The organism is Xanthomarina sp. (genome assembly GCF_035306705.1).
In the GTDB taxonomy this organism is placed as follows: Bacteria; Bacteroidota; Bacteroidia; order Flavobacteriales; family Flavobacteriaceae; genus Xanthomarina.
This window is the reverse complement of sequence record NZ_DATGNO010000101.1, coordinates 1-23,700: the sequence shown is the minus strand read 5'-3', so window position 1 is coordinate 23,700 and position 23,700 is coordinate 1. Positions and strand designations below refer to the sequence as shown.

Sequence of the window (23,700 nt, the reverse complement as noted above, 5' to 3'; positions counted from 1 at the left end):
GTTTCATAGGTTGTCCAGAAGGAGAAACTAATACAATCTCGTCAACAATGTTTTTATGCAAATCGATTTTAGCATAGTTTTCTTCAGAATTGTTTCCTACTTCAAACTCTTCAAAAATATCTTTTGCTAAAACACCTGCCTGAACGGCACGTTTCATTTCATGCTTAAGTTCTTCTACAGAACCAATACAAATCTCCTCTTTACCATCTTCTGTTCTCCAAATTGGCAACGGAATTCCCCAATAACGCGAACGCGATAAGTTCCAATCGTTGGCGTTGGCCAACCAATTTCCAAAACGACCTGTTCCGGTCGATTTTGGTTTCCAGTTGATGGTTTCGTTCAATTCGAACATTCTGTCCTTAACATCTGTGACTTTAATGAACCAAGAATCTAAAGGATAATAAAGGATTGGTTTATCTGTACGCCAGCAATTTGGATAACTATGTTTATACTTTTCAACCTTAAAGGCTTTGTTTTCTTCTTTTAACTTAATGGCTAATTCCACATCTACCGAGCGCTCTGGAGCTTCGCCATCATCGTAATATTCGTTTTTTACGTATTTACCGGCGTATTCACCCATTTCTGGTCTGAACTTTCCTTGTAAATCCACCAATGGCACCAAATTTCCATGGTCGTCTTTCACCAACATTGGCGGTACTTCTGGTTTGGCTTGTTTAGCGACCAAGGCATCATCTGCTCCAAAAGTTGGCGCTGTATGTACAATTCCAGTACCATCCTCGGTAGTTACAAAATCTCCAGAAATGATTCTAAACGCATTTTCAGGGTTATCGTTTGGCAAGGCGTAAGGCAAAAGTTGCTCGTAGGTGATGCCAACTAATTCATTTCCTTTAAATTCTTTTACTACGTAATATGGAATTTGTTTATCCCCAGATTTATAATCTAATAAGTCTGGTTTTGATTCTACTCTTTTAAATTTACTATCAAACTGATTGTTTACTAATGGCTTGGCCAAAACAACGTTTATTGGTTCGAAAGTATATTGATTGTAGGTTTCTACTAAAACATAATCGATTTTAGGTCCAACCGTTAAAGCGGTATTACTTGGAAGCGTCCATGGTGTTGTTGTCCAAGCCAAGAAATAAATAGTACCTTCATTTTGTAAAAACTCTGGAAGTGATTTTTCATTGGCTTTAAACTGTGCCACAACCGTTGTATCTGTAACATCTTGATAGGTTCCAGGCTGGTTCAACTCATGCGAGCTCAATCCTGTTCCTGCTTTTGGTGAATACGGCTGAATGGTATACCCTTTGTAAAGTAGGTTTTTGTTATAGATTTCCTTTAACAACCACCAAACCGATTCCATGTATTTTGGATCGTAGGTAATGTATGGATTGTCCATATCTACCCAATAGCCCATTTTTTGGGTTAGGTCGTTCCATACATCTGTATAGCGCATGACCGCTTTTTTACAAGCTTCATTATAAACTTCTACAGAAATGGTTTTCCCGATATCCTCTTTGGTAATTCCTAGTTCCTTTTCAACACTAAGTTCTATTGGCAAACCATGTGTATCCCAACCAGCTTTACGCTTAACTTGGAATCCTTTCATGGTTTTGTAACGAGGGAAAATATCTTTAATAGCACGAGCCAACACGTGATGCACTCCTGGAAGTCCGTTAGCTGAAGGAGGACCTTCAAAAAACACAAACGGTTTGTTGCCTTCTCTTGTGGTAACGCTTTTTTCAAATATGTTGTTTTCTTCCCAATATGTGCTTATTTCATTAGCTACATTTGGCAAGTCAAGTCCTTTATACTCAGGGAATTTTCTACTCATGATATCATTCATTCTTTTCGACCCGCGAAAATAATGATTTTTAGGAAAATAGACATTGAAAAAGCCATGAAATCCCGAATTTATACACTTAGCTGATTACTAATGGTATAATAAAGGGTGACAAACAAAAATATCACAAGCTGAAACTGATTATTTAAGCTAGAAAAAACAGAAATAAACCCTATTTATTGGCAAATAAAAACTAGTTTTAGTTCAAATGATATCCTTGATCGGCTGGCAAGCCCATATTATTTATCAATGCTTTCCAACGCGAATCTTTATACATAGGTTGAAACGATGGATAGGCTAAAGCTTCTAACAATACAGGGTCTTTTATTAAAAATGCTTTATTCAAGTATTCAAAAGCCGTATCATAATCTCCTCTGAAGGCATATAAATCTGCCATATTTGATGGATCGGAATTGCTGTACTTTTCAATAAATTCTTTAAAAATCAATTCTGTTCCTGCCTTTCCTTTCATTGCAAATAAAATAAAGTTTTTTCCGTACAAATTAAAAAACTCGTGTGTTTCTTTATCATTTTCTGCCAAAGCCTCTTCCATATGGCCTTGAGCCAACAACACTTTGGCCTTCATATAATGCAGAATCTGTATATTAGGATAATATATAGAAAACTTATTTAACGCCTCCATAGCTTCATCCAGACGATTCAACTTATAATTGGCAGCCCCCAAATTATAATAATTTGTATACACTAATGGATCTAATTCTATAGCTGTTTTAAGCAATCTAATGGATTTTTCTATATTCCCAAAAGTCATTAAAGCTGCTACTCCTATAATTACGGCGTTATTTGGCTCTAATTCTAATGCTTTTTTCATGTTTTTTGCCGAAGCTTCAAACTTCCAGATTCTACTTTGTAAGCTTGCAAGTGTTGCATAAGCATTAGCGTTATTTGGATTAATTTCTATAGCTTTTTCTACTGCTTTTATTCCTTTAATATTACTTTCATGAGTATCTCCAATACTGAAATTATAAGATCCGGAATCGTAAATATTAGCCAATAATTCCCAAGAATTCGAATAACTGGAATCTATAGCAATGGATTGTTTTACAAGCTCTTCAGCCAGAATGTAACTTTCTTTGCTATTTTGATAGGTTAAATGTTTGGCTTGTAGGTATAAATTATAGGCTTCGGTTACTGGTGTTCTTAGTGAATTTATTTTACCCATAATGGATAATTCCAACTGATTTCCGACTTCTTGGGCAATCTCTTCTTGAACTTTAAAAATACTATCCAAACTTCGATCGTATGCTTGAGACCATTCATGCGAACCATCAGTTGTATTAATTAACTGTGCTGTAATACGAACTGTATTTCCCGCTTTACGTATACTACCTTCAAGAATATGTGACACATTTAATTCTTTACCAATCTCTGTAGCTTTTAGATGTTTGTCTTTATATGAAAAAGAAGAGGTTCTACTTATTACTTTTAGATTGGGGATTTTAACTAAAATATTTAAAAGCTCTTCACTAATGCCATCACTAAAATATTCCTGATCCTTGTTTGGACTCATGTCCACAAAGGCTAAAACAGCTATAGACTTATCGTTGCCAATTTTGGTTTTTGCGGCACTTGTGAAATTAAATATCCGATCGGCAACCAATAGTAATACGGCCAAGGATAGTCCCGCTATTATAATACCATTCAGTTTTTTGTTCGTGACCTTAGCTATGGAAATCTCTGTTTCCACATCGACCGTCTTCTTAAAACCTTTTGGTGTCCACTCAAATATATAAGCAAAAACAATCCATACGGGAAAACCAATTAAAAGCACGATTAAAGTCATTTGAACGGCGTCATGACCCCAACCCATGACGGGATATAATATGGAAGCTGCTTGAATTAGCACCCATGAAAATACCACATATGAAATGGCAGCCTTAATAACGTTTCGACGTTGGAGTTCGGCCAAGAAATCTATTAGCTTCATGATGCCTAAAGTGGTTGATTACTGCAATTTAAGCATTTTTACAATATGATAATTCAATGCTTAAAGAACAAATTACTTGCTTGGCTATTATTTTGAAGATGATTTTATGGGTTTCCTAGCAAAAATGAAACTGAATGTTTGAAAGTAATTTTAGACAAGAAACTCAACCAAATCCTCGATTTTAGAAATCAATTGGATTTTAATGGCTGTATTTTTTAAGGCTATTTTATTGTATTTAGAAACAAAAATGGTTGAGAAACCTAATTTTTCAGCTTCCAGAATGCGTTGTTCCACACGTTGAACTGGGCGGATTTCTCCAGATAAACCTACCTCAGCCGCAAAACAAAAATCTTTTTGAATGGCTTCGTCTTCATTGGAGGACAGAATAGCTGCAACCACTGCCAAATCAATGGCTGGATCGTCTACAGTAATACCGCCTGTAATATTTAAAAACACATCTTTTGCACCCAATCTAAATCCGGCACGTTTTTCTAAAACGGCCAAAAGCATGTTTAAGCGCTTGGCATTAAAACCAGTTGCCGAACGCTGGGGTGTACCATAAACAGCCGTGCTTACCAAGGCTTGAACTTCTATCATTAATGGCCTCATGCCCTCCAAGGTTGCGGCAACAGCATTTCCTGAAAGCTCATCATCTTTTTTGGAGATTAAAATTTCACTCGGATTGGACACTTCTCGCAAACCAGAACCTTGCATTTCGTAAATACCCAATTCGTTGGTAGAACCAAAACGGTTTTTGTTGGCTCGAAGGATTCTGAACACGTGATTTCTATCGCCTTCAAACTGTAAAACTGTATCGACCATGTGTTCCAGGATTTTTGGCCCCGCAATGTTTCCATCTTTGGTTATATGACCAATTAAAACGACTGGAGTAGCTGTTTCTTTTGCAAATTTTATCAATTCGGTGGTACATTCCTTAATCTGGGAAATACTTCCAGAAGACGATTCTATATATTCACTATGAAGCGTTTGAATGGAATCTATAACCACAATATCAGGCTCTAAAGCTTCAATTTGTTTAAAGATGTTTTGTGTTTTTGTTTCGGTAAGAATGTAACAATTGCTGCTGTTTGGATTGATCCGTTCGGCGCGCATTTTTATTTGTTGTTGACTTTCCTCACCTGAAACATATAGGGTTTTGTAAGGTAATTTTAAAGCTATTTGAAGTATTAAAGTACTTTTACCAATTCCAGGTTCTCCACCTAATAATATTAACGATCCAGGAACAATACCCCCGCCAAGCACGCGATTAAACTCTTGGTCGCTTGTTACCATTCTTGCTTCTTGAGAGGTATCAATTTCGTTAATTAACAAAGGTTTTGAGACGCGTTTTGAAACTGAAGTTGGTGTTTTCCAATCGCTTTTTTCTGCTTTTTGGATGACTTCTTCCGTAATGGTATTCCATTCTTTACAAGCGGTACATTGTCCTTGCCATTTGGAATATTGCGAACCACAATTCTGACAAAAAAAAGTTGTTTTTACTTTAGCCATAGTCATTCCCCATGAAAATGGGAGTCTTATAATTTAGAGTCTTATTTACTAAAAAGGCTTTGTATTAATACCCGAAATCTGCTTTAATTTCATCGGCTTTCTCTAAAACCAAATCTTTCGTAATCCCTCCTATTTCATCTAAAACAAAAGCCGATTGATAGGTTTTCATGGCTTTTTTAGACTCTCCAGTTTCCTCATAGAATCTGGCTAAATAATAACTACCAAGCATAGTTTTTGGATATTGTTTTCTAGCTATTTTTCCTAAATCCTCAAAATATTCGTACTTCTCCGTTTTTTCTATAGCCGCTTCAATAGCTTTGAAATCGTTTAAAAGAATTTGTTTATCAATTCCGAATAAATCTAAAATGGTTTGATATTTTTCCTCTAAATAAACCACTGGAGACGATTCTAGTTTTAAAATTGTGTCTCTATATTCCTGTTTACTGATAGGTTGGTATATAAGAAATATTTTTCGTAAAGCATCTGGAATGACATAAACTGGCAAAGAATAATGTGAAGGTTCTTCCAATTTCTTATAACTGTACAGTACATTCTTGCTGTCTATTCCAGTAATAGCTGTGTTTAAGGCCTCTGATCTTGCTTTTATAGTAGCCACATCGTTATCTGAAGTTGCTAAATAATAAAATATCTTTGTTTGAAATTTGCTTAATCTTTCAGGAATATAAGTCATCATATTTGGCGCTAAATCTGGACTTATGGCTATATAGGCTTTAAAAAGCGGATCGCCTTTTAATAAGAAATAATTTATAAAATTAGCGGTTTCACCATGTCCAATAGCCACTCTAAACTTTTCGGTTCTATAGGTTTTATCTAAATATGGTATTAATTCCATTCCAACAAACTCGAAAAAAGCAGCACCAGCATCAATTGGCAATGAATTTATTTCAGAATAACTTACGTCTGCACTTCTAGTATCTACTTGATTGATACCAACTACTATGGCGTCTGGCATATCTTCCCAATAAGCGTAAAAATCGACGTTTCCAGAAACAGCCTCAAACATATAATCGCCATCAAATACCATAATTATAGGATATTTTTTATTTGGAAAAGCATCGTAACCTCTAGGCAATTGAATTTTTATTTGGCGGGTTCCCCCAAGTTTTGAAGAATTAAATGGCTCGTAAATTACCTGTGCGCTTACAATTTGCACACAAACAAGAAAAGCAAATAGATAGATGAGTTTTTTCATTTTTTACATGGTTAAGGATGCCATGCAAGGTAATAAAATACCAATAAGATTTAAAATAATAGCCATTTAAACTTCATCTTTATTCTTTTCGATTTCTACTTGTTTATTCTTGTTTAAAACAGGCAATAAAATTAAGGAAAGTCCACCAGCTAAAACAATAAGTAAAGTTTGCGAGGACCAAACAATCCAACCAAAAGCCATGCTTGGCGATTCTGGAATGGCAAAAAGAGAAAAAGCTGCATATACGGCAATTGGATAAGAACCAATACCTCCATTGGTAGCGGCAATACTAAAGGTTGCAGAAATAAAACCTATTAAAATAGCTCCAAAAGAAATTCCGTGCAATTCGGTTATAGAAAAAGTAGTTAGGTAAAACATGGCAATATACATGCTCCAAATAAAAAGAGTATGTGCAATAAAAGCCCATTTCTTTTTCATTTTAAAGATGCTTAAAACTCCTTCCAAAAGTCCTATTAAGAACTTTTTTATTTTTAATGCTATGGCCGAAGTACTGGTTTTAATATACTTAAAGCCAATAAATGTAAAAATGGCCAAAAAGCTTAAGCCTAAAATAATGAGCAAAGGATTGAATTTTTGAACAAAAAACTGATAGATAAAATCGAATTGGATAAAAAGTGTTATCCCAATAATACCAACCATAATTATTAAATCGGCCACGCGTTCTGCCACGATGGTTCCAAAACCCTTTTCAAACGGAACGCCTTCATACGTTGTTAAAATAGAAGCTCTGGCAACTTCTCCTGCCCTAGGAATGGTGTAATTTATTAAATAAGCAGAAAAAACAGCCATAACGCTGTTGCTATAGGCAATTTTATAACCCAATGGTTCCAATTGAAAACGCCATCTATAAGCTCTGGACAAATGACTTAACAAGCCACAAAACATACCAAAACCTATCCAAGCATAATTGGCATTTTTAAAATATTCAAACAGTTCGTTTAATGGAACTTTAGATAAAGAATAGCCTATTAAAAAAACTCCCAACAAAATTGGGAGCAGAAGTTTTAGGTATTTCTTAACTGTTTGATTCAATTTATATCAATCTGTTGGTGGCCTCGTCTGGAAATACTAAAGCTGGCTTAAACACTTTAGCCTCTTCTAAGTCCATGAAGGCATAGGTCATTAAGATGAGTGTATCTCCAACGGATACTTTTCTAGCAGCAGCACCATTTAATGTAATTTCCCCACTGTTTCTTGGACCAGGAATTACGTATGTTTCCAAACGCTCTCCATTGTCGTTATTTACAATTTGGACTTTTTCACCTTGAATAATATTGGCAGCATCCATTAAATCTTCATCGATAGTTATGCTACCAATGTAATGTAATTCTGCACCCGTGCATTTTACTCTGTGAATTTTAGATTTTACAACTTGTATTTGCATGTGGCAAAGGTAATTAATTAAGTGCTATATTGTCTATTAACCGAATTTCGTCTGCATAAACAGCAACAAACGCACGATATGTTTTATTTTTATATTTTCTTTTAACGGATTTCAAGTTTTCTGCATCGGCAATAATAAAGTATTCCAATGTTAAAAACTGGTGCTTAGCAAATTCATTTTCAACCCATTTTGTAACTTCCTTAGCACTTCTCGTGCCAAATTTTTCCTTGGCAGTTTTTAATGTTTTATAAATAAAAGGCGCAGCTTCTTTGTAATCTTCCTTTAAACGTACATTTCTAGAGCTCATGGCCAGGCCATTAGCTTCTCTATAAATATCGCAGCCAATAATTTTCACTGGAATTTGACGTTTTTCGACTAACTTTTTTATAATCATCAATTGCTGATAATCCTTCTTTCCAAAGTACGCATTATCTGGCGTAATAATTTCCAACAAACGCTTAACTATTGTTCCAACGCCATCAAAATGTCCTGTTCTAAATTTACCTTCCATTTCAAATTCCAAGCCATCAAAATTGAATTCTTCTGCTACCGCTTGTCCGTCATAAATATCATTTACGGTTGGCGCATAAACAAGAATGTCTTTAGAAACACTTTCTAATAGTTCCACATCCTTCTCTAAAGTTCTAGGATATTTTTTGAGATCTTCTTTATTATCAAACTGAGTTGGGTTGACAAAAATACTCACAACCACTACTTGATTATCCTTTAAAGCTTCTTTCACCAAAAACAAATGTCCTTCGTGTAGTGCTCCCATAGTTGGGACAAAGCCAACAGACAAATCTCTGGTCTTGATTTGCTTAATGGCATTTTGAATTTGGGTCTTTTCTGAAAAAATCTTCACCTTATAAAAATATTAACGCGTGCAAACTTAATATTTTACAGCGAATCTGCATAAAATTTTGTATTTTTGCGTGATTTTATTTTGAATTACCCAAAAGCATTACGTTTATGAAAGATAAGAGGATATTATACGTATCATCTGAAGTTGTACCCTATTTACCAGAAACCGAAATTTCTTCCATGTCCTTTGAAGCACCTAGAATGGTGAACCAACAAGGTGGGCAAATACGGATTTTTATGCCAAGATACGGGAATATTAATGAAAGAAGACACCAATTGCATGAGGTAATTAGACTCTCAGGAATTAATTTGGTTATTAACGATTTAGACATGCCTTTAATAATTAAAGTAGCATCTATTCCAAAGGAACGCATTCAGGTTTATTTTATTGACAACGACGAATATTTTAAAAGAAAGGCCACGTTAACCGATGAGGATGGTGCTCTTTTTCCAGATAATGACGAACGCGCTATTTTTTTTGCAAAAGGTGTTATAGAAACCGTTAAAAAATTAAACTGGGCCCCAGATGTTATTCATGTTCATGGCTGGTTGGCATCATTATTGCCATTGTACCTAAAGCAATATTATAAAGACGAACCTTTATTTAACGAAAGTAAAATAGTGACGTCTATATACAATCAAAGTTTCGAAGGCACGTTAAATAAGGACTTGATTAACAAAATCAAGTTTGATAATATTGAAGATTCTTTTATTAAAGATCTAAAAGAACCAACGTACAACAGCTTAATGAAAATTGCAATCGATCATTCTGATGCCTTGATTATAGGTTCAGAAGAGATTCCAGACGAATTAAGCAAACATTTAAAAGATTCTAAAAAACCCGTACTTGACTATAAATCCAAAGATGAATTTGGAGAAGCTTATATGGATTTTTATAACACAAAAGTTTTAGGCTAGTCTAATTACCCCATATTATATTTATGAAAAAAGTCCTTGAAATTTCAAAATTTATAAGCGTTTTATCTCTAATCGGATTTGCTTTTATTGCTTGTGACAATGATTATAGTTCCTTAGAAAGCGATATTGAAGGTTCTGAAAACTTTGAAACCAACAGCGATAAGTTTGCCGTAGTTGCTTATAATAAAAGAATAAAACCCCTACAGACTAATAATTTTCCATCTAACTTTTTGGGTATTTATTCAGATCCTATTTATGGTTCAACAACCAATGAGATTTTAACGCAAATAGTACCCGCCAACGGCTATTACAATCCAAAATTTGGAACAAATCCGCAATTTGTTAATGCCTATTTAACCATTCCTTATTATGCCACAAAAACGGGCACTTTGGGAGAAGTATCAAAATACGAATTAGACTCACTTTACGGAGAAACCGCTGTTAAATTAACTGTATATAGGTCTAACTATTTTTTAAGAGACTTTAACGCAGCCACGGAGGATACCGATCCGCAATTGTATTATTCAAACAACAGCGAATTTGGAAACCCTAGTAATTTAGGAGAGATACTTTATCAAACCGATACGTTTCTGCCCAGCGATTCTGAAATAATACTTTATGAGCAAGATGAAGATGGAGATCCAGTAGAGTCCGGTAAAATTGCTCCTAGCTTACATGTGCCGCTTTTAAACCCAGGTGGTAACTTTTGGGAAAACTTATTATTTGACAAGCAAGGAAATCCTGTACTTAGCAATCCAAATAACTTTAAAGACTATTTTAGAGGCTTATATTTTAAAATAGAACTTCAAAACGGACTTAATGATGGTAATGCCATTCTGCTAAACTTTAATAGCTCAGCGGCTAACCTAACGGTTTTTTACAATAATACCGTAGATGGTGAACTAGTTAGAAACAATAAGTTTATCATGAATTTTAGAGCGAATAGAGCGAGTACCATGACTCTAGACCCAATAGCCATTTCTTTATTAAATAATCTTGATACTAGTGCCGACATGGTAAATGGAGATCCAACCCTTTATTTAAAAGGAGGAGAAGGCGCTATAGCTATGGTTGAACTGTTTAAAGACCCAACGGTATTAGAAGAGTTTAATTTACTATATAAAGATGCCAACGGAAAGCCTAGTCGCTTAATAAATGAAGCCAATTTAATATTTTATGTCGATCAAGACTTGACTGGAGTTGAAAAAGATGTACAACCAAATCGAGTTGTTCTTTACGATATAAAAAACAACATTCCAATTATTGATTATTTTTTCGATACCACGACCAATACAACCAATCCGGTAGATTCCAAACTTAATTACTCATCTAAGTTAGATAGAGATGCTATTGGTAAAGGTGTGAAATATAAAATACGGATGACGGAGCATTTAAATAATATTTTACTAAAAGACTCTACCAATTTCCAATTGGGGCTGTATCTTACCTCTAACATTAACGAAATTAATAATTCTTTTATTTTAAATGATGATGATTTAGAAGGCATTCCTATTGGAACAGCCCTATCTCCAAAAGGAACGATTTTACATGGTAGTAGTCTAAATGTTCCAGAAAACAAAAGAGTTCAATTACAAATATATTATACCCAACCAGATAATTAAAAAGCTATGTGCGGAATTGTAGGATATATTGGCCAGAGAGAGGCCTTTCCAATTATTATTGAAGGCTTAAGAAGGCTAGAATATCGCGGATACGACAGTGCCGGGATTGCTCTATACGATGGTAACGATCTAAATGTTTGTAAAACAAAAGGAAAGGTTGCCGATCTTGAAGCAAAGGTTAAAACCGGTATGTCTACAAAAGGAAACATTGGAATTGGACACACACGTTGGGCAACACATGGAGTTCCAAACGATATTAATGCACATCCACACTACTCCAATTCTGGAGATTTGGTCATTATTCACAACGGGATTATAGAAAACTACGACTCGCTTAGAAAAGAGCTTATTACAAGAGGTTATGTTTTTAAATCGGATACAGATACCGAAGTTCTTGTTAATTTAATAGAAGACGTTAAGTTAAAAGAAAACCTAAAACTAGGAAAAGCTGTCCAAGTAGCCTTAAATCAAGTTATTGGTGCTTATGCGATAGCTGTTTTTGATGTAAATAAACCAGACGAAATTGTTATTGCAAGATTAGGCAGCCCATTAGCTGTTGGAGTTGGCGACAATGAATTCTTTATTGCCAGCGATGCCACTCCTTTCTTAGAATACACTAAAAACGCCATTTATTTAGAAGATGAAGAAATGGCAGTTATTAGAGCCAATAAAGGTATAAAAATTAGAAAAATAAAAGACGATTCTTTGGTAGATCCTTATGTTCAAGAACTACAAATGAATTTAGAGCAAATAGAAAAAGGTGGTTACGATCACTTTATGTTGAAAGAAATTTACGAGCAACCTAATGCCATTAGAGACACTTATAGAGGAAGACTTCTTGTTAAAGAAGGCATAATTAGAATGGCTGGAATAGACGATAATATCGAAAAGTTTTTAAATGCTCCTCGAATCATTATCGTGGCTTGTGGTACTTCTTGGCATGCCGGTTTGGTAGCAGAGTATATTTTTGAAGACATTGCAAGAATTCCAGTAGAAGTAGAATACGCTTCAGAATTTAGATATAGAAATCCTGTAATTACAAATAAAGATGTAGTCATTGCTATTTCACAATCTGGTGAAACAGCCGATACTTTGGCTGCTATAAAACTAGCCAAAGCCCATGGTGCTTTTGTATTTGGAGTTTGTAATGTAGTGGGATCTTCCATTGCTAGAGAAACTCATGCAGGAGCTTACACGCATGCAGGTCCAGAAATTGGCGTGGCATCTACCAAAGCATTTACCACACAAATAACCATTTTAACCTTAATTGCTTTAAAACTAGCTAAATTAAAAGGTGAGCTTTCAAATCCGGAATTCAGATCTCATTTACAAGAATTAGAGCTGATTCCAGAAAAAGTACAAAAAGCACTAGAATCTGAAGATCACATTAAAATGATAGCCAACAAATACAAAGACGTTAGAAACTGTTTGTATTTAGGACGAGGTTATAACTTTCCAGTAGCTTTGGAAGGCGCTTTAAAATTAAAGGAAATCTCCTATATCCATGCAGAAGGTTACCCAGCGGCCGAAATGAAACACGGTCCTATCGCCTTAATTGACGAAAATATGCCAGTAATTGTTATTGCAACCAAAAAAGGGCACTACGAAAAAATTGTTAGCAATATTGAGGAAATAAAAGCACGACAGGGAAAGATCATTGCCGTTGTTACTGAAGGAGACACAAATGTTCAGAAGTTAGCGGACTACGTCATTGAAGTCCCAGAAACCTTAGAGTCATTATCTCCTTTATTAACTACCATACCCTTACAATTACTATCCTATCACATTGCTGTGTTATTAGGTAAAAATGTGGATCAGCCTAGAAATTTGGCAAAATCGGTAACTGTAGAATAAAATTTTAAAATTTAAGCTTCTGCTTTTGCAGGCTTTTATAGACATCATCCGTGGCTGCCAACAATTCTGTATCACAATTGGTGGTATCCACGTGTATGTTATTTGAAAACGGCACTATACCAGAGAAATCGAAGCGCATGCCCATTTCATTTTCTATAAATTGCAGTACCTCTTTTGGTTTGTTTAAATAATCCTCATATTCTATAAGCAGGTAGTTGTTATACTCCACTTGCCTGGGCTAGGAACACCCATTTAACCCTATGACATAAACAATCATCCCAATTGATTTTTGTCATGATTTTAAAGACCTTCTAATTTTATCGACTTCACCCAACCTCAACCCATTTAAATAAGTTTGGAAAAAAGGGCGTTCGATTAAGTTTTAAATAATAAACCAACCTTTTTCTACGCATAAGTCCTAACGCGTCTGGACTAATTTTTAAATAGTATTCTATTATCCCGAAAATCACATTCTCAACAATATCAACATTCTATTAACAAAATCGGAAAATAAAGCACGTTTTTGTTAAAAATGTTATGCGTGCATAATTTTCATCCAAAACATCATAAAGTTTTCATAATATTATTTATATTGCCTAATAATAAATTAACTAAATCAATTAATAATTAACTAAAACTATAAAATGAAATCAATCCTTTCACTTTTATTGTTGTTTTTTTGCGGGATATCTTATTCGCAAACAACAATTTCAGGAGCTGTTACTGATGAAAACAAGCAGCCAATTCCTGGAGCAAACGTTATTATTGTAGGAACATCGACTGGTACTGTTACCGATTTCGATGGAAACTATTTTTTAACTGTCAGCAAACAACCTCCATTTACCTTGCAAGCAAGTAATGTTGGATTCAGTACCGTAAGTCAAGAAGTTACAGCTAACAACCAAACTATTAATTTTGAACTTAAGGAAGGAACATCACTGGACGAAGTAGTTATTTCTGCTTCAAGAACCCCAGAGAGAATTTTCGAATCGCCAGTAACTGTAGAGCGTTTTGGTTTAAAAGAAATCAAGAACACCGCTTCTCCAGATTTCTATGGTGGTCTAGAAAACCTTAAAGGTGTTGATATTAACACCAACAGTTTAACCTTTAATTCCATTAACACGAGAGGGTTTGCCACTTTTGCAAATACACGTTTTATGCAATTGGTTGATGGGATGGACAACTCTACGCCTGCTTTAAACTTCCCAATAGGAAACTTGGTAGGGATGATTGAAACAGACGTACAAAGTGTCGAGTTACTTCCTGGAGCAGCTTCTGCACTATATGGAGCGAACGCCTTTAACGGAATCCTTTTTATGAGAAGTAAAAACCCGTTCGATGTACAAGGGATTAGTGGTTATTACAAGCAAGGAATTACCTCTCAAGATGCTGCTGGAGACAATACCTATAGAGACGTTGGTGTTAGAATAGCCCATAAATTCAGCGATAAATTTGCTGCTAAAGTAAACTTTGGTTGGTTAAAAGGAACAGATTGGTATGCTACAAACTACAAAGGAAAGCCTGGTACTGGAGACACAAGAGCTAGCTTAAACTACGATGGGTACAATGTTTATGGTGATGAGGTTTCTACAAACATACGTGCTGCCTCAGGAGGCCTTGGTATTATTCCAGACGTAGTAGTAAGTAGAACCGGATATGAAGAAAGAGATTTAACAGATTATAACGCAGAAAGTGTTAAAGCTGACTGGGGATTATACTACCGTCCTTGGGCGAACGATTTTGAAGTTGCCTATGTAGGTAAAGTAGGTACAGGATCTACCATCTACCAAGGATCTAACAGATACCATATCGACAACTTTTTCCAAGAACAACATAAAATTGAGTTTAGAAATAACAACTTTTTTGTAAGAGGTTATTTGGTTGCAGATAAAGCAGGTGATTCTTACGATATGACCATGACAGGAATCCAAATTAACAGAGCATGGAAGAGTGACCAAGCTTGGTTTGGAGACTATATTAACACGTTTGCCGGCGCCACTTTAGGAGGAGCCACAGAATCTCAAGCGCATGCTATGGCAAGACAAGCTGCAGAAACAGGAAGATTTGAACCAGGATCTCCACAGTTTAAAGCGGCTTTCGAAAGAAGTATCAACGACCCACAATTAATAACAGGATCTAAATTTCAAGATGCTTCTAAATATTACCATGCAGATGCTAACTATAATTTTACCCATCTTTGGGATGTTGTAGAAGTGCAAGCAGGTGGATCATATAGACGCTACGACTTAAACTCGTCTGGAACTATTTATACAGATTACGACGGTTCAATTCCCTATTCTGAATTTGGTATTTATACACAACTTCAAAAGCAATTTGATTTAAACGAAGATTTACAATTGAAATTAACAGGTTCTGCCCGTTACGATAAATCTGAGTTCTTTGATGGTTTCGTATCTCCACGACTTTCTGCTGGATTAACCATAAAGAGAAATCATAACGTTAGAGCATCTGTTCAAACTGGATTTAGAAATCCTACCACACAAGATTTATTTATTGGACTTAATGCTGGACCTTATGTGTTAGTTGGTTCTGCTCCTGCAAACTTAGACAGATATACTAGAGACTATCCTGTAAGTGCCGCTGGACAAATAGCCTTTGGTCAACCTACTACCATCACCCAAACGGGAGGTGCTGCTTATACCAACTCGTATTCCCGTAAATCAGTTGAAAACTTTGGAGCATCTTCAAATCCAGCCGATTTAATTGTTGCAAATCCTGATGTTGTACAACCAGAACAAGTAACGTCTATGGAAGTTGGATATAGAGGAAAATTAGACCTAGTAACTGTAGATTTAAGTGTGTACTACAACAAATACAAAGACTTTATTTCTACTGAATACGTTGTGGCTCCTTTATACGGAATAGCTGGAGACAATGGCTTATCGCTTGGTGCTTTAGCAAATGGCGATTACCAAGTGTACCAATCTTATACCAACTCGGATGTAGCTGTAAAATCTTACGGAGCAGCTATTGGACTTGGAATGAAAGTGCTTAATGGCTACGATTTAGATGGAAGTTATACCTATGCTAAAGAAGATTTCGATCAAAATGCCAATCCAGATTTTAGAACGGGCTTTAACACTCCAGAGCATAAAGTAAAAGTATCTTTTGGACGTACAGAAGTTATTAAAAACCTAGGTTTTAACGTGGCTTGGAAATGGAGTGATGCCTACTACTGGCAAGCTTCTTTTGGAGATGGAGACATCCCTGCTTTCCATTCTATGGATGCACAAATCAATTATACGGTTCCAAAAATTAAATCGGTATTTAAAGTAGGTGCATCTAATGTTTTAGGTGAAGAGTACTTTACTGCCATTGGTACTGGTAATATTGGATCTATCTATTACGTATCATGGACCATTAATAACTTATAATATCATGAAAAAATTTAATATGAAAACAAAATATATCTGGTTACTTGCTGTCCTAATGGGCTTTACAGCTTGTGACAGCGACGATGATTCATCCACCACGCCAGCCCCAGTTTATCCGGCACTAGTTACCGGAGAGGCAGATTTCTCCAACTATATAGCTGTTGGAGCCTCTTTCTCGGCAGGATTTACAGACAACGCTTTATTTATTGCTGCTCAAGAAAACTCTTTTCCAAACATCTTATCAAAGAAGTTTGATCTGTTAGGAGGAGGTAGTTTTAACCAACCATTAATGAACGATAATATTGGTGGTTTTGTTATGGGCGCAACAGTTGTTGCTAATCCAAGATTGTACTTTAATGGTACTGGTCCAGTTTTATTGCCAGCAACCCCAACAACTCAAATTACAGATCACTTATCAGGTTCTTTTAACAACTATGGTATTCCTGGTCTTAAGAGTTTTCACATGGGTGTACCTGGATATGGAACTGCAAATCCGTATTTCGGACGTATGGCTTCTAGCCCTGGCGCAACAGTTTTAGGAGATGCTGTAGGTCAAAACCCAACGTTTTTCACTTTATCTGAAATAGGTGGAAACGATGTTTTGTCTTACGCTACTTCAGGAGGAACAGGAGTTGATCAAACTGGAAACACGAACCCAGCAACTTATGGTGGTAATGATATTACCGACCCTAACGTATTTGCTGCTTCTTTTTCGGCTGCTGTTGACGCTTTAACGGCTAATGGCGCCAAAGGTGTTGTAGCTAACGTACCTTATATTACTAGTTTATCACATTTCACTACGGTTCCTTATAACCCAATCCCAATGGATGCAGGAACTGCTGCAGTTGTAAATGGAGCTTATGCGCCATATAATGGTGGTATTGCCCAAGCTTTTGCCTATTTAGTAGGAATAGGAGCAGTTACACAAGCAGATGCCGATGCTGAAATTGCGAAAAGAACCATTTCGTTTACAGCTTCTGCAACTAATGCTGTGGTTATTTTGGATGAAGATTTAACCGATTTAACTGGAATCAATCCGTCATTAGTAAGCATGAGACAAGCTACGGCTACCGACTTAATTGTATTACCTGCTTCAAGTTTTATTGGAACAGAAGCGATTCCTGGAAACCCGATGTCCATTAATGGTGTAGCGGTTCCTTTAGGAGATAAATGGGTATTAACACCAGAAGAGCAACAAGCTATAAAAACGGCTACAGATGCCTATAACGCGACTATAGCAGCTGTAGCGGCTTCTAAAAATCTGGCTATGGTTGATTTTAAAGGTATTTTAATACAAGCAGCTACTGTTGGTTATCCTTCAGGAAACTACATCCTAACAACCGATTTAGTTAGAGGTGGTTTGGTAAGTTTAGATGGTGTTCACTTAACAGCCAGAGGTTATTCGGTTATGGCCAATGAAATGATGCGAGCTATTGATGTGGCATACGGATCTAACTTTGAAGCTTCGGGGAATTTCCTAGATCCTGGAAACTATCCTACAAACTATCCGCCTACCTTACAATAATATAAGTAAAAAACACTTTAAAAACGCCTTCCATCCGTATTCGTGATGGAAGGCGTTTTTTGTGCTTAAAAAGGCAAAAAAATAGCTGTGGTTTTTAAATTAAAACTCCTATCTTTGCAGCGCGAAAAAACGCATATATCCATCGAGATATATTCTAAGTTTTTTCAGATGAAACATTTAGGAAATAAATAAACATAATAGTAATGTCAAAAGTTACAGGTAAAGTTGCACAAATAGTAGGTCCAGTAATCGATGTAGAATTCGGAGCTGGTGCTGAACTTCCAAAGATTTACGATTCATTAGAAATTAGAAGGACCGATGGTTCCATTTTAGTATTAGAGGTACAATCCCACATTGGAGAAGATACCGTTCGTACTATCGCCATGGACTCTTCTGACGGTTTAAGTAGAGGAACAGTAGTTCACGCTACTGGAGCGCCTATACAAATGCCAATTGGCGAAGATGTCTATGGACGTTTATTTAATGTTATTGGCGATGCCATTGATGGTCTTGGAAACTTACCTAAAGCAGGTGATGCTGGTTTACCAATTCACAGACAAGCGCCTAAATTTGAAGATCTATCAACATCTACAGAGGTTTTATTTACTGGTATTAAAGTTATCGATTTAATTGAGCCTTATGCAAAAGGAGGTAAAATTGGATTATTTGGTGGCGCTGGTGTTGGTAAAACCGTATTGATTCAAGAGTTGATTAACAATATTGCAAAAGGACACGGAGGTCTTTCTGTTTTCGCAGGAGTAGGTGAAAGAACTCGTGAAGGAAACGATTTACTTCGTGAAATGTTAGAGTCTGGAATTATCCGTTATGGTGATGATTTCATGAAGTCTATGGAAGATGGTGGCTGGGATTTATCTAAAGTTGATAAAACCGTTATGAAAGAATCTAAAGCTACTTTTGTATTTGGACAAATGAACGAACCTCCTGGAGCTCGTGCTCGTGTGGCCCTATCTGGATTAACTATTGCTGAGTATTTCCGTGATGGTGCTGGAGAAGGACAAGGAAAAGACGTTCTTTTCTTCGTAGATAATATTTTCCGTTTTACACAAGCTGGTTCTGAGGTATCTGCATTACTTGGGCGTATGCCATCTGCTGTAGGTTACCAACCAACCTTAGCAACTGAAATGGGTGCCATGCAAGAGCGTATTACTTCCACTAAAAGAGGTTCTATTACATCTGTACAGGCCGTTTATGTTCCTGCGGATGATTTAACGGATCCTGCGCCGGCAACAACTTTTGCCCACTTAGATGCTACTACTGTATTATCTCGTAAAATTGCTGAGTTAGGAATTTATCCTGCTGTGGATCCATTAGATTCTACATCAAGAATTCTTACTGCAGACATTTTAGGAGCTGAGCATTACGACTGTGCACAGCGCGTAAAAGAGTTATTACAACGTTATAAAGAATTACAAGATATTATTGCCATTCTTGGAATGGAAGAATTATCTGAAGAAGATAAAATGGCTGTTGGTAGAGCAAGACGTGTACAACGTTTCCTATCTCAACCGTTCCACGTAGCTGAACAATTTACTGGAATACCAGGAGTTTTAGTTGATATTAAAGAAACTATTAAAGGATTTAATATGATTATGGCAGGAGATTTAGATCACTTACCTGAATCGGCTTTCAACCTAAAAGGTTCTATTGAAGAAGCTATCGAGGCTGGAGAGAAAATGCTTGCGGAAGTTTAATCAAGTTCCAAGTTTCAGGTTCTGTATGGAATCTCATACTTATAACTCTTAACTCATAACTAAAAGAAAAATGTATTTAGAAATTGTATCACCAGAAGCCACCTTATTTAGTAACGAAGTGGATTCGGTTGTTGTTCCTGGAGTAGAAGGCGAGTTTGAAATGTTGAAAAACCACGCACCTATTGTTTCTCTCTTAAAAGAAGGTACTGTAAGGATTCATACCCACACCCAAAGTCATTTGGTGTTTGATGAGTTGCCTGCAGAAATAATACCTCATAAAGACAACGACAAGTTATTGCTTTTAAGAATCAGCTCAGGAACTGTTGAGTTGAAAGATAACAAAGTGATTATCTTAGTTGACTAAACTGTCTAAAACATTATAGTATATCTTAGAGACTGTCCCATAAAGACAGTCTCTTTTGTTTTATAGGATGTTTACTTTAATCTTCTTCCAGAGTTTTACAAGAAGCCATCCAAATATAATGGCCGCTCCCGTAAGCAAGAAGGCAGAGGTATATTCGCCATAAATAAAGTATCCCGTGGCAAACATGCTGCTGTAAATTAAGGCGCAACCTACCAACATGGCCAAAATACCAGAAGGGACGCTCCACCCCTCTTTGGAGTCCACCAATTCGATGTTTTCTTCGCGTGCTTCGGAAACAATTTTCTCCCATCCTGGACCTCCCGGTTGAATGCGTTTGTAGAAATTCTGTAACACCACTTTACTTTCAGCTTGGGTTAAAAACGTTACGGCTACCCACACTATGGTTGTTAATAACACCACGGTTGGGAATTTTGCCCATGCAGGAAAAAGCCCTTCCGTTCCGAAAAAATAAGCTCCTAGCTCGGTGAAGTTTAATAAGATGGAAACAATTCCAGACACAAACATGGCCGAGATTTCACTCCAAGCATTGATACGCCACCAAAACCAACGCAGAATAAAGATCAAGCCCGTTCCCGCACCAAACATTAAGATAATATCAAATAATTGCAAGGCATTGGTTAATACCAAAGCCAAAAGCGCAGAGCAAACCATTAGGAGGACAGTTGCCGACCTACCTACAGCTACCAATTGCTTTTCGGAGGCATTTTTATTGATTTGTTGTTTGTAAAAATCGTTGACTATATAGGAGGCTCCCCAATTTAAATGGGTGGAAATGGTACTCATATAAGCTGCTACCAAGGACGCTAGAACTAAACCAAGCAACCCACTTGGCAGTTTGGTTAACATGGCCGAATAGGCCAAATCATGTCCTAATTTGTCTTCGGCAACCAACGGAAAGGCTTCATGGATACTAGCAATATCTGGAAAAACCACCAAGGAGGTCAAGGCCACAATAATCCAAGGCCACGGACGTAAGGCATAATGCATGATGTTAAAAAAGAAGGTGGCACCAATGGCATGGTTTTCATTTTTAGCCGCCAACATGCGTTGGGCGATATAACCTCCCCCACCTGGTTCTGCTCCAGGATACCAAGAACTCCACCATTGTACTGCCAAAGGAATAATCAACAAAGTAATGAGCGCTTCGGTGTTACTAAAATCTGGTAACATGTTTAATTTGTCTGCTACGTTTTCATGTTGTAGCATGGCCTCCAAACCTCCTACTTCCGGTAAACCTACCAGATAATAGGCAGCTCCCAAAGACCCTGCCATGGCGGTGAAAAACAAGATGAAATCGGTGTAAACAACGCCTTTAAAGCCTCCTAAGGCACTAAAAATAACGGTAATGGTTCCTGCATAAATCACGGTTTCCCAAGGCTGTAAGCCCAGCATGATGGCGCCAATTTTTATGGCTGCCAAGGTTACGGCCGACATGGCCAGAATGTTGAATATAATTCCTAAATAAACAGCTCGAAAACCTCTTAAAAAACGGGCTGGAGCTCCGCCATAGCGCAATTCGTAAAACTCGATATCTGTAGTAACCTGCGATTTACGCCACAGCTTGGCATAAACAAACACCGTTAATAAGCCGGTGAGCAAGAAAGCCCACCAAACCCAGTTTCCAGAAACGCCATTGGTTCTAACAATATCTGTTACCAAGTTTGGGGTATCGGTAGAAAAGGTCGTGGCCACCATAGAAACTCCCAATAGCCACCAAGGCATGTTTCGTCCTGAAAGGAAGTATTCCGCTGCGGATTTTCCGGATTGTTTAGACACGTAAATCCCAACAAAGAGCGTGATTGCAAAGAAGGTAAGTATTAAAATAACGTCGAACGAGGACAATTCTACCATAAGTAATCGTAGTTTTTTTAGCGGAATGTGTTATACTTTTTTAATCACGTTGGTTACAATGCCCCAAATAACGAAATCGTTTTCTTCGGTAATTTGAATGGGTTGATACATCGGGTTTTCGGGTTGTAGCCAAACGCCATCCAATTCAACTCGCAAGCGTTTTACGGTAAATTCGCCGTCCAAAAAGCAAACCGCTATTTTATTGTGTGCCGGTTCCAAACTTCTATCAATAACCAATAAATCGTTATCGTCCATACCAGCACCAATCATGCTTTGACCGCTAACACGTGCATAAAAAGTTGTTTTCCGGTTCTTTACCAATAGGTTGTCTATAGAGAGGGTTTCATCTTCCTTAAAATCCTCCGCTGGTGCAGGAAATCCCGCAGAAATTCCGGTATCCATAAAAACCGCTCCAGATGGATTTGAAAAATCGGGAGAGAAAAAGTCGAGGTTTTGGTGTTTGTTTCGCATCATGATTGTTAGTTCTGTTTTAATAATCCTAACAAAACTAGTGGTATCTTCTTGGAACCTTAGGTTTTTGGGGCTTATTCCAAATATGAGAGACCGCTTTGTGGTTTTTATGTTGTTAGGAGCGTCAATTTAATAAATTAAACCATACTATGGGTGGAAGCGGGGTGTATTTTATCCCGAAAAGCCCCTAAATCCCCGAAGGGGACTTTTACTCTTGCGGAGAGGCTATGGTGTTGACGGGGAGTTGATATTCTCTCGCAAGGCAAGCAGGGGCGAAAAGAGGACTGTTTTTTAGTCCCAGTTTGCAGTTGTAGTTTTCAAACTCCCCAGTTAGGTTGTACCGTATCGTATTAGTAAAAGGAAGGTCTCCTTTTAGTTCTATCGGCAGGTAGGCTACGTCTAGCCCTACTGTCCTCGGGCTAGCCACCTCCGCCTTCCGTTCGTTTTGTCCGGAATTCGGGCAGGCTTCTTTACCTAAAGGGAGGAGCTCGGGAGCTATGGTTAGGTTCCTGGTGATTATTATACCATTCTCATAGGGTGGCATAGGGAAGTCATAGGACAACCATAGGGAAGGCATGGGAAAGGTATGGGAAAGCCATAGGAGAGCGTTTGGATTCTAGTAGTTGTTTCCGTTTGGATTTGCTGTTTTTAATATTAGATTATAAAATTCTAAACGCCACATTTCATTCAAGTTTAATTTGGATTTTTTGCCTGACAATTATGCGGGAAGGTTTATGTGAACTGGCCATGCACTATTCATACCTTATCCATGCAGTATCAAACACCCCTATAATCCCCTCGAGGGGATACTGACTCCGTCTGAAAATAACAAATCGGTTTTTAATTAAAAAATTATAATTTTTAGTCTCGGGCGTGGTGTTCAGGTTCGAGTTCCTGCCCGTCCGGCAGGCGGGCAAGTTCAAGTTTAATTTCGATTTTTTGCCTGACAATTATGCGGGAAGGTTTATGTGAACTGGCCATGCACTATTCATACCTTATCCATGCAGTATCAAACACCCCTATAATCCCCTCGCGGGGATACTGACTCCGCCTGAAAATAACAAATAGGTCTTTAATTAAAAAATCATCGTTTTTAGTCTCGGGCGTGGTGTTCAGGTTCGAGTTCCTGCCTGTCCGGCAGGCGGGCAAGTTCAAGTTTAATTTGGATTTTTTGCCTGACAATTATGCGGGAAGGTTTATGTGAACTGGCCATGCACTATTCATACC

The 23,700-nt window shown here is 37.1% G+C and carries 17 protein-coding genes; 7 read left to right on the top strand and 10 right to left on the bottom strand.

Going from position 1 to position 23,700, the window contains the following annotated elements; all coding sequences use genetic code 11:
• The 7 genes from VKY47_RS09025 to panC all read right to left on the bottom strand — a co-directional run.
• Positions 1–1,795, bottom strand: a 1,795-nt coding sequence (locus tag VKY47_RS09025) for a class I tRNA ligase family protein (RefSeq protein ID WP_324312162.1), incomplete at its 3' end; no start/stop codon positions are given.
• Positions 1,796–2,003: 208 nt separating this feature from the next.
• Complete coding sequence (locus VKY47_RS09020; RefSeq protein ID WP_324312160.1) at positions 2,004–3,752, bottom strand: tetratricopeptide repeat protein; 1,749 nt, start codon at positions 3,750–3,752, stop codon at positions 2,004–2,006.
• Positions 3,753–3,902: 150 nt separating this feature from the next.
• A complete protein-coding gene (gene radA / locus VKY47_RS09015) occupies positions 3,903–5,261 on the bottom strand; it encodes a DNA repair protein RadA (RefSeq protein ID WP_324312158.1) in 1,359 nt (452 codons plus the stop codon).
• 64 nt (positions 5,262–5,325) lie between these two features.
• Positions 5,326–6,474, bottom strand: coding sequence for an alpha/beta hydrolase (locus VKY47_RS09010; protein WP_324312156.1), 1,149 nt, complete (start codon positions 6,472–6,474; stop codon positions 5,326–5,328).
• Between the two features lie 66 nt (positions 6,475–6,540).
• Positions 6,541–7,527 (bottom strand): lysylphosphatidylglycerol synthase transmembrane domain-containing protein, encoded by a 987-nt coding sequence (locus VKY47_RS09005; RefSeq protein ID WP_324312154.1) that lies wholly within the window; start codon positions 7,525–7,527, stop codon positions 6,541–6,543.
• A 1-nt stretch (position 7,528) separates the two neighbouring features.
• Complete coding sequence (panD, locus tag VKY47_RS09000) at positions 7,529–7,879, bottom strand: aspartate 1-decarboxylase (protein WP_324312152.1); 351 nt, start codon at positions 7,877–7,879, stop codon at positions 7,529–7,531.
• Positions 7,880–7,892: 13 nt separating this feature from the next.
• On the bottom strand, positions 7,893–8,741 hold the full coding sequence (panC, locus tag VKY47_RS08995; RefSeq protein WP_324312150.1) for a pantoate--beta-alanine ligase: 849 nt from the start codon (positions 8,739–8,741) through the stop codon (positions 7,893–7,895).
• Between the two features lie 107 nt (positions 8,742–8,848).
• Between panC and VKY47_RS08990 the strand changes: the two genes are divergently transcribed.
• The 3 genes from VKY47_RS08990 to glmS are packed head-to-tail and all read left to right on the top strand — an operon-like array spanning position 8,849 to position 13,134.
• On the top strand, positions 8,849–9,658 hold the full coding sequence (locus tag VKY47_RS08990) for a glycogen/starch synthase (protein ID WP_324312149.1): 810 nt from the start codon (positions 8,849–8,851) through the stop codon (positions 9,656–9,658).
• A 23-nt stretch (positions 9,659–9,681) separates the two neighbouring features.
• On the top strand, positions 9,682–11,280 hold the full coding sequence (locus VKY47_RS08985; RefSeq protein ID WP_324312147.1) for a BamH family beta-barrel-assembly machinery protein: 1,599 nt from the start codon (positions 9,682–9,684) through the stop codon (positions 11,278–11,280).
• Positions 11,281–11,286: 6 nt separating this feature from the next.
• A complete protein-coding gene (gene glmS, locus VKY47_RS08980; RefSeq protein ID WP_324312146.1) occupies positions 11,287–13,134 on the top strand; it encodes a glutamine--fructose-6-phosphate transaminase (isomerizing) in 1,848 nt (615 codons plus the stop codon).
• Positions 13,135–13,138: 4 nt separating this feature from the next.
• On the opposite strand, the gene VKY47_RS08975 is transcribed toward glmS, so the two are convergent.
• Positions 13,139–13,363 carry a hypothetical protein gene (locus VKY47_RS08975; protein ID WP_324312144.1) on the bottom strand — a complete coding sequence of 75 codons (225 nt, stop codon included), beginning with the start codon at positions 13,361–13,363 and terminating at the stop codon, positions 13,139–13,141.
• Between the two features lie 415 nt (positions 13,364–13,778).
• Between VKY47_RS08975 and VKY47_RS08970 the strand changes: the two genes are divergently transcribed.
• The 4 genes from VKY47_RS08970 to VKY47_RS08955 all read left to right on the top strand — a co-directional run bounded on the left by VKY47_RS08970 (position 13,779) and on the right by VKY47_RS08955 (position 20,130).
• Entirely contained in the window at positions 13,779–16,529 is a 2,751-nt protein-coding gene (locus tag VKY47_RS08970) for a TonB-dependent receptor (RefSeq protein ID WP_324312142.1), read from the top strand.
• Between the two features lie 19 nt (positions 16,530–16,548).
• On the top strand, positions 16,549–18,054 hold the full coding sequence (locus VKY47_RS08965) for a G-D-S-L family lipolytic protein (protein WP_324312140.1): 1,506 nt from the start codon (positions 16,549–16,551) through the stop codon (positions 18,052–18,054).
• A gap of 203 nt (positions 18,055–18,257) precedes the next feature.
• Positions 18,258–19,766 carry a F0F1 ATP synthase subunit beta gene (gene atpD / locus VKY47_RS08960; RefSeq protein ID WP_324312138.1) on the top strand — a complete coding sequence of 503 codons (1,509 nt, stop codon included), beginning with the start codon at positions 18,258–18,260 and terminating at the stop codon, positions 19,764–19,766.
• 70 nt (positions 19,767–19,836) lie between these two features.
• Positions 19,837–20,130: a F0F1 ATP synthase subunit delta/epsilon gene (locus VKY47_RS08955; protein WP_324312137.1), complete on the top strand. Its 294-nt coding sequence runs from the start codon at positions 19,837–19,839 to the stop codon at positions 20,128–20,130.
• Between the two features lie 60 nt (positions 20,131–20,190).
• Here VKY47_RS08955 and VKY47_RS08950 read toward each other — a convergent pair whose 3' ends face one another.
• Together VKY47_RS08950 and VKY47_RS08945 are read right to left on the bottom strand one after the other, a co-directional pair.
• Entirely contained in the window at positions 20,191–22,002 is a 1,812-nt protein-coding gene (locus VKY47_RS08950; protein WP_324312135.1) for a sodium:solute symporter family protein, read from the bottom strand.
• A 30-nt stretch (positions 22,003–22,032) separates the two neighbouring features.
• Positions 22,033–22,476: a LexA family protein gene (locus VKY47_RS08945; RefSeq protein WP_324312133.1), complete on the bottom strand. Its 444-nt coding sequence runs from the start codon at positions 22,474–22,476 to the stop codon at positions 22,033–22,035.
• Between the last annotated feature and the right edge of the window lie 1,224 nt (positions 22,477–23,700).

Excerpts from the sequence above, each read along its gene's own strand:
- VKY47_RS09020 (WP_324312160.1), bottom strand. The coding sequence starts at position 3,752 with ATGAAGCTAATAGATTTCTTGGCCGAACTCCAACGTCGAAACGTTATT.
- radA (WP_324312158.1), bottom strand. The coding sequence starts at position 5,261 with ATGGCTAAAGTAAAAACAACTTTTTTTTGTCAGAATTGTGGTTCGCAA.
- VKY47_RS09010 (WP_324312156.1), bottom strand. The coding sequence starts at position 6,474 with ATGAAAAAACTCATCTATCTATTTGCTTTTCTTGTTTGTGTGCAAATT.
- panD (WP_324312152.1), bottom strand. The coding sequence starts at position 7,879 with ATGCAAATACAAGTTGTAAAATCTAAAATTCACAGAGTAAAATGCACG.
- VKY47_RS08990 (WP_324312149.1), top strand. The coding sequence starts at position 8,849 with ATGAAAGATAAGAGGATATTATACGTATCATCTGAAGTTGTACCCTAT.
- VKY47_RS08985 (WP_324312147.1), top strand. The coding sequence starts at position 9,682 with ATGAAAAAAGTCCTTGAAATTTCAAAATTTATAAGCGTTTTATCTCTA.
- glmS (WP_324312146.1), top strand. The coding sequence starts at position 11,287 with ATGTGCGGAATTGTAGGATATATTGGCCAGAGAGAGGCCTTTCCAATT.
- VKY47_RS08970 (WP_324312142.1), top strand. The coding sequence starts at position 13,779 with ATGAAATCAATCCTTTCACTTTTATTGTTGTTTTTTTGCGGGATATCT.
- VKY47_RS08965 (WP_324312140.1), top strand. The coding sequence starts at position 16,549 with ATGAAAACAAAATATATCTGGTTACTTGCTGTCCTAATGGGCTTTACA.
- atpD (WP_324312138.1), top strand. The coding sequence starts at position 18,258 with ATGTCAAAAGTTACAGGTAAAGTTGCACAAATAGTAGGTCCAGTAATC.
- VKY47_RS08955 (WP_324312137.1), top strand. The coding sequence starts at position 19,837 with ATGTATTTAGAAATTGTATCACCAGAAGCCACCTTATTTAGTAACGAA.
- VKY47_RS08950 (WP_324312135.1), bottom strand. The coding sequence starts at position 22,002 with ATGGTAGAATTGTCCTCGTTCGACGTTATTTTAATACTTACCTTCTTT.
- VKY47_RS08945 (WP_324312133.1), bottom strand. The coding sequence starts at position 22,476 with ATGATGCGAAACAAACACCAAAACCTCGACTTTTTCTCTCCCGATTTT.